6 protein-coding genes and 2 pseudogenes are annotated in these 6,322 nt (G+C 54.0%); 2 read left to right on the forward strand and 6 right to left on the reverse strand.

The window, feature by feature from the left end:
• The 4 genes from slyD to kefG all read right to left on the reverse strand — a co-directional run.
• On the reverse strand, positions 1-361 hold a 361-nt coding region (gene slyD, locus BBW68_RS06390; protein WP_102135764.1), incomplete at its 3' end, for a peptidylprolyl isomerase.
• Positions 362-478: 117 nt separating this feature from the next.
• The gene (locus BBW68_RS06395) at positions 479-694 is read right to left on the reverse strand and encodes a YheV family putative zinc ribbon protein (protein ID WP_070134483.1); all 216 of its coding nucleotides are present in this window, start codon (positions 692-694) and stop codon (positions 479-481) included.
• A gap of 14 nt (positions 695-708) precedes the next feature.
• Positions 709-2,511 (reverse strand): glutathione-regulated potassium-efflux system protein KefB, encoded by a 1,803-nt coding sequence (gene kefB, locus BBW68_RS06400; RefSeq protein ID WP_070134484.1) that lies wholly within the window; start codon positions 2,509-2,511, stop codon positions 709-711.
• A complete protein-coding gene (gene kefG, locus BBW68_RS06405) occupies positions 2,512-3,063 on the reverse strand; it encodes a glutathione-regulated potassium-efflux system ancillary protein KefG (protein ID WP_070134485.1) in 552 nt (183 codons plus the stop codon). It abuts the gene before it with no gap.
• 125 nt (positions 3,064-3,188) lie between these two features.
• Between kefG and BBW68_RS06410 the strand changes: the two are divergent.
• Positions 3,189-4,186 (forward strand): annotated as a pseudogene (locus BBW68_RS06410) (ATP-binding cassette domain-containing protein); the annotation flags it as partial.
• A gap of 31 nt (positions 4,187-4,217) precedes the next feature.
• On the opposite strand, the gene BBW68_RS06415 reads toward BBW68_RS06410, so the two are convergent.
• Positions 4,218-5,114, reverse strand: coding sequence for an IS3 family transposase (locus BBW68_RS06415; protein WP_083264820.1), 897 nt, complete (start codon positions 5,112-5,114; stop codon positions 4,218-4,220).
• A gap of 4 nt (positions 5,115-5,118) precedes the next feature.
• Between BBW68_RS06415 and BBW68_RS06420 the strand changes: the two are divergent.
• Positions 5,119-5,751 (forward strand): annotated as a pseudogene (locus BBW68_RS06420) (transposase); the annotation flags it as partial.
• Between the two features lie 172 nt (positions 5,752-5,923).
• On the opposite strand, the gene BBW68_RS06425 reads toward BBW68_RS06420, so the two are convergent.
• On the reverse strand, positions 5,924-6,322 hold a 399-nt coding region (locus BBW68_RS06425; RefSeq protein WP_148127569.1), incomplete at its 5' end, for an IS30 family transposase.

A 6,322-nucleotide genomic window follows, 5' to 3' on the forward strand; every position in this document is an offset into this window, starting at 1 on the left:
CTCTGGCAGAAGAAGCGGGATCGCCGTCTATTTCGGTGATTTCAATCGGTACCGGACCTTGGTCGGTTTCTGCCAGGAAGCTCATGCCAACTTGCAGTTCGTCAACGCCCATGAATACGTCTTTCGGCACGCGTTGCACTAGCTCATCGTATTCGCCGTAGGCATCGTTTGATGCGATATTCACATCAAACTTGTCGCCAGCTTCACGATTTTCCAGCACCTTCTCGAGCCTAGAAATCAGGGAACCATGACCGGGCAGGTAGTCCAGCGGTGCGCTCACAGGCGATTCATCAACCAACACACCATCTTCTGTACGGGCTTGGTATGCTAGGCTGACCACGAAGTCTTTTGCTACTTTCATGATTACTCCTAACCGTTGAGAGCGTTGAGTTCTTAATTCGCTGGCTGTTATTATCAACGCTAAGGGCTCTAAGTGACTACGGTTGTATCGAATTTCAACTCAGCTGTACTGTACAGATTAAAAAACTGTGCAATTACGCTGCTCGGGATGAAAAATTCCGAGCACCTGCTCGTTGCTGCGCACCTGTTCGCGCGCCTTTTTGTCGGCTTCACGCATCTGATGACCGCATTTAACACACTTGACCACATCAATATTATTTTTACGCCACAGGGCGAGAGCGTCGCGAGTCTGGCACTTCGGGCAGATCGCGCCAGCGATAAAACGTTTACGCATAGTATTTTCCTAAATTAATCTGCCTCATCCCAACCGTCATACTGCCGCTTCTCGTGCTGCATTTCGGCCTGGAAGATATCTTCCAGCTCGCGCCGCGCCTCTTTCACTCTGGAAATCTGCTGGCTGTCGCTGTGATTCGGCATCAGCTCACGCAGCATGCGCATATCCAAGCGGCGGAAGTGCTGCTGCGCGCGGAACGCCTGATGCGGGTGCATCCCCAGCGTCATTAAGGTTTTGCGCCCCAGCTCCAGCGCACTGCTGAAAGTTTCACGGGAAAACTGCGACACGCCGGCCTGCAGCAGCTCGTGCGCCTCAACGCGGCCCCGGGTGCGCGCCAGAATTTGCAGATGTGGGAAATGGTGCTGGCAGAGATGAACAATCTCCATCCCATCTTCCGGGCCATTACAGGTTATCACGATCGACTTTGCGGTTTCTGCTCCGGCGGCATGCAATAGCTCCAGCTCGGTGGCATCCCCGTAATACACCTTGTAACCATATTTGCGCATCAGGCTGACCGCACTGATATCGCGTTCCAGCACCGTAATGCGTTTTTGGTTAGCCATCAGCAGGCGCGCTACCACCTGACCAAATCGACCGAAGCCGACCACGATCACCTGCGGTTTATCATCTTCAACAAACGGCTTCTCGGCAGAGTCATCCACTTCATTGAAGCGGCGTTCGAGGATTCTATCCACGCCCTGCATCAGCAGCGGCGTGGTCATCATCGACAGCGTCACCGTCACCAGCAGCATCTGGTCACTGCTGAACAGCTTCGCCGAAGAAGCAGCAGAGAACAGCACGAAGGCAAACTCGCCGCCTTGGCTGAGCACCGTGGAAAACTGCAGCCGTTCCGAGCTACGCAGGCCGTAGATGCGCGACAGCAAATACAGCACCGCCACCTTCACCGCGACCAGAATCACGACGCCGGCGAGGATCTCAATAATATTGCTATAGAGCACTCCGAGGTTAAGCGCCATGCCGACCGAAATAAAAAACAGCCCCAGCAGCAGGCCTTTAAACGGATCTATCGCGATTTCCAGCTCGTGGCGATATTCACTTTCCGCCAGCAGGATACCGGCAATAAAGGTGCCGAGTGCCATCGACAACCCGAGCGCATCCATAAACAGCGCCGAGCCAAGCACCAGCAGCAGCGCTGCGGCGGTAAACACTTCGCGCACGCCGGAAGCGGCAATAAAGCGGAATATCGGCCGCAGCAGATAGCACCCGCCGATCAACATGCCGCCAAAGGCCAGCACCTTCATGCCCACCTTCATCCAATCGGTATGACCGCTGTCGTCGCCGGACAGTAACGGCACCAGCGCCAGCGCCGGGATCACCATCAGGTCCTGGAACAGTAGCACCGAGAAACCGAGTTGCCCGGATTCGTTGTGGTTCATCCCTTTATCGCGCATCAGCTGTAAAGCCATCGAAGTGGATGACATCGCCAGCCCGATGCCGCCGATAGCGGTCGCCTGCCAGGAGAAATCGGTTAGCAGCAGCAGCAGGCCGCCGAGCACCGCTGCACTCAGGATCACCTGCGCCGCACCGACGCCAAATATTGAGCGCCGCAGCTCCCACAGTTTCGACAGTTTCAGTTCCAGACCGATGATAAACATCAGGAACACCACGCCGAGTTCGGAGAAGTGCAGGATCTCGTCAACGTCGCTGATAAAGCCCAGTCCCCAAGGACCAATGGCAATCCCCGCCAGCAGATAACCCAGCACCGCACCGATGCCGAGATGGGCCGCAATCGGCACCGCAATCACGGCCGCGAACAGATAAACAACACCGGCGGTCAGGAGGCTTTGTCCTTCCATCTAAACTCCTCCATGGGACAGCGGATTGGCGAGCCAGTCGCTATAAGCGTGGGCATAATTGTTCATCACGTCTCCAGACTGGCGGCGTGCCCAGTAGATAATCATCGGCATCAGCCAGTGCATGCTGCACATCTGCGCCGTCAGTTCGAACGTGCGCATAATGTCCGACATCGGGTAACGGTTCAGCCCCTCCTGATGGTAGGCAGCCTCCGGTTCACCGGTGGTGATCACGCTGCGCCAGTATTTTCCTTCCAGCACGTTACCGCCCACGCCGCTGGCAAAGTCGCGCGACAGCACACGATCCAGCCACTCTTTTAGCAGCGCCGGGCAGCTGTAAGTGTAAAGGGGATGCTGGAAAACAATGATTTGATGTTCACGCAGCAGCTGCTGTTCGTGGTGAATATCGATAAAAAAATCCGGATAGTGTGCATACAGGTCGTGGACCGTGACATTGTCCAGATCCCTTGCTGGTTGTAGCAAAATGCGATTGGCAATCGAATCCTGAGACTCCGGGTGGGCGTACAACAGCAAGACTTTAGGCGGCTGCGACATCATTCCTCTCCCAATCGTCGTCATGGCGGGTGATTTCCGCTACCATGCTCGACGCAACGGAACTATTTGATTCCAAAAACTGATTATGATGGCTCAATTTAACATACTCTGAACTTACGGCGCTTATGATTGTATTCTCTTCATTACAAATCCGTCGCGGTGTCCGCGTCCTGTTCGAAAACGCGACTGCAACCATTAAACCCGGCCAGAAAGTGAGCTTGGTGGGTAAAAATGGCTGTGGCAAATCGACCTTGCTGGCGCTGCTGAAAAACGAGATAAGCGCCGATGCGGGCAGTTTTAACTATCCAGGAAACTGGTCGCTGGCCAAGATCAATCAGGAGACCCCGGCGTTGGATGTTCCCGCTATAGAGTTATGTTATCGATGGCGATCGTGAATTTCGCCAGCTCGAAGCTCAGCTAGCACGCACCAACGAAATCAATGATAGCCACGCCATCGCCATGTTGCACGGCAAGCTCAATGCGGTACAGGCTTGGACTATTCAGTCCCGCGCCGCCAGCGTGCTGGACGACCTTGGATTTAGCCATGAATAGCTGCAGCGCCCGGTCAGCGACTTCTCGGGTGGCTGGCGCATGCGCCTTAACCTCGCTCAGGCGCTGATTTGCCGTTCCGACCTGCTGCTGCTCGATGAGCTAACCAACTACCTCGATCTCGATGCGGTGATCTGGCTGGAGCGCTGGCTGACTGAAAAGCTATACCAGCACGCTGATCCTGATCTCCCACGACCGCGACTTTCTCAATCCGGTGGTGGATAAAATCTTGCATATCGAACAGCAGTCGATTTTCGAGTACTCCGGCAACTACAGTTCGTTTGAAATCCAGCGCGCCACCAAGCTGTCGCAGCAGCAGTCGATGTTTGGAAACCAGCAGCTAAAAATCGAGCACCTGCAAAGCTTTATCGACCACTTTAAGGCCAAAGCCAGCAAGGCGAAGCAGGCGTAGAGTTGTATCAAAATGCTGGAGCGGATGGAGCTGATTGCCCCAGCGAACGTCGACACCCCCTTTACCTTTAGCTTCCGCGCACCTGAAAACTTGCCAAACCCACTGCTGAAGATGAAAAAAGTCAGCGCCGGTTATGGCAATCGTAAAATCCTTAACTGGATTTGACCCTATAAATCCAGACACCAGATCACTCTTAAGTTAACGACTCACGCCGGCGACGATACTCACGTGGTGAGCGGTATCCCAGTGCACTGTGGGGATGCTTATCATTATAATGCTCGAAGACAACGGCAAGGTTCATAAGAGCCACCTTACGGTTTGGCTTCGGTATTACGCTGATATAGTCCCGTTCCATTGTCTTCACGAAGCTTTCCGCCATTCCGTTGCTCTGCGGGCTCCGCACCGCGGTTGTTCTCTGCTCCAGATTTAGTTGCCTGCTGAACACTCTAGTTTCTTTCGCCGTATAACATGACCTGTTGTCGCTCAGGAACTCTATCGGCAAGTCAGGCAGTCGGTTGCCGAACCGCTTGCTGGCGCTGTTCATCATGCCGTCTTTTACGATATCACTGGTATAGCCTCCATTCGTGGCTATCCAGTCCAGCGCTTCCCGGTCGCAGCAGTCCAGAGTGAACGTGACCCGCAACTTATCGCCGTCATCGCAGTTGAACTCAAAGCCATCTGAGCACCATCGCTGGTCACTTTGCGCCACTGCCACTTTACCGTTATGAGAACGAGGCTCCGCTGCTGCCCCTTTTCTCTCCAGAAGCAGATGATTATCGCGCATCACTCTGTAAACCCTTTTGGCATTCACTGTTTCTGCTCCCTCATCTTCGCTTTCCTTGCGCAAAAGCGCCCAGACCCTACGGTATCCGTAGGATGATAGTTCAGCGATGTGTTTCACTATCCGGGCTATAAGCACCTTATCGTCATGATACCGCTGACGACGTCTATCCTGCCAGTATGACGGTCGGTGAATACAGAGCGACAGCTGCACACGCGACACATTAAGGCAACGGCTGATAAGCGTCAGTCCGTATCTCATAGGCGCTAACTTAAGTATTGCAGTCCAGCCCCTTGTGTGATTTAACAACCCAATGAATATTCACCACGATAACTGGTCAGCACTCCTGGCTTGTATTGGTAAACCAGAAGAACTGGATGCTTCGGCACGTAACGCCGGAGCCCTGATACGACGCCGCGAAATCCGCGACGCCGGAACTCTGTTACACCTGGGGCTGGCTTACGGCCCGGGAGGTATGTCACTACGGGAGGCTACTGCCTGGGCTCAGCTTCACGGTATTGCGGAATTATCCGACGTAGCCCTCATGAAACGTCTGCAAAATGCGGTTGACTGGTTCGCCATCCTTGCTGCACAAACACTGGCTGCCCGCGCCGGGTTCACGGGTTGTACAGGCTACAGGAAACTGCGTCTTATTGATGGAACTGCAATCGGTGCGCCCGGTGGCGGTAGCGTGCAATGGCGACTGCATATGGGATACGATCCTCATACCTGTCAGTTCACTGATTTTGAGCTAACTAGCAGCAGGGAAGCCGAACGGCTGGAGCGGTTTGCGCAGACAGCAGACGAGAGACGCATTGCTGACCGGGGTTTTGGTTCCCATCCTGAATGCATCCGCTCGCTTGCTGTTGGGGAAGCTGATTATATCGTACGGGTTCACTGGCGGGGACTGCGCTGGTTAACCCCGGAAGGAAAGCGCTTCGACATGAGCAAATGGATGCTCTGCGGACAAAGGACACTGAACTTGCAAAAACCTGGATATTTGCAAATCTGCTCGCGGCTTTCTTAATTGATGACATGATCTAGCTATCGCTGGCCTTTCCTCCCTGAAGTCACGACAGAAAAACGAAGGGAGGCGGATTCAAGTTTGAAGTGCAACGCTAAGCCGCCTGTTTTAGCTCTACAAAGACCACTGAAGGTTGCCGGAACCCAAGGCATTTCCGTGGCCTGCTATTCAGTGCTCCCTGGTACTTGCGGAGCTCGTCATCCGTCACTGCCGTCAGGTCAGTTCCTTTCGGGATAAACTGCCTCAACAACCCATTGGTGTTCTCGTTTAGCCCGCGCTGCCACGAGGCATATGGATGAGCGAAGTAGGTTTCCGCTTCCAACGCGTCAGCGACTTCCTTGTGCCGGGTAAACTCCCTGCCGTTGTCGAACGTGATTGTGTGACAGACGTCCTTATAGCCGCTCAGCATCGAGATAATAGCGGCGGCAACTTCGGCAGAGTCTTTAGAAAAAACCTTCTTCGTCAGATAAATACGGCTTTTACGTCCGACCAG

This window comes from Candidatus Erwinia dacicola, assembly GCF_001756855.1.
Lineage (GTDB): Bacteria > Pseudomonadota > Gammaproteobacteria > Enterobacterales > Enterobacteriaceae > Erwinia > Erwinia dacicola.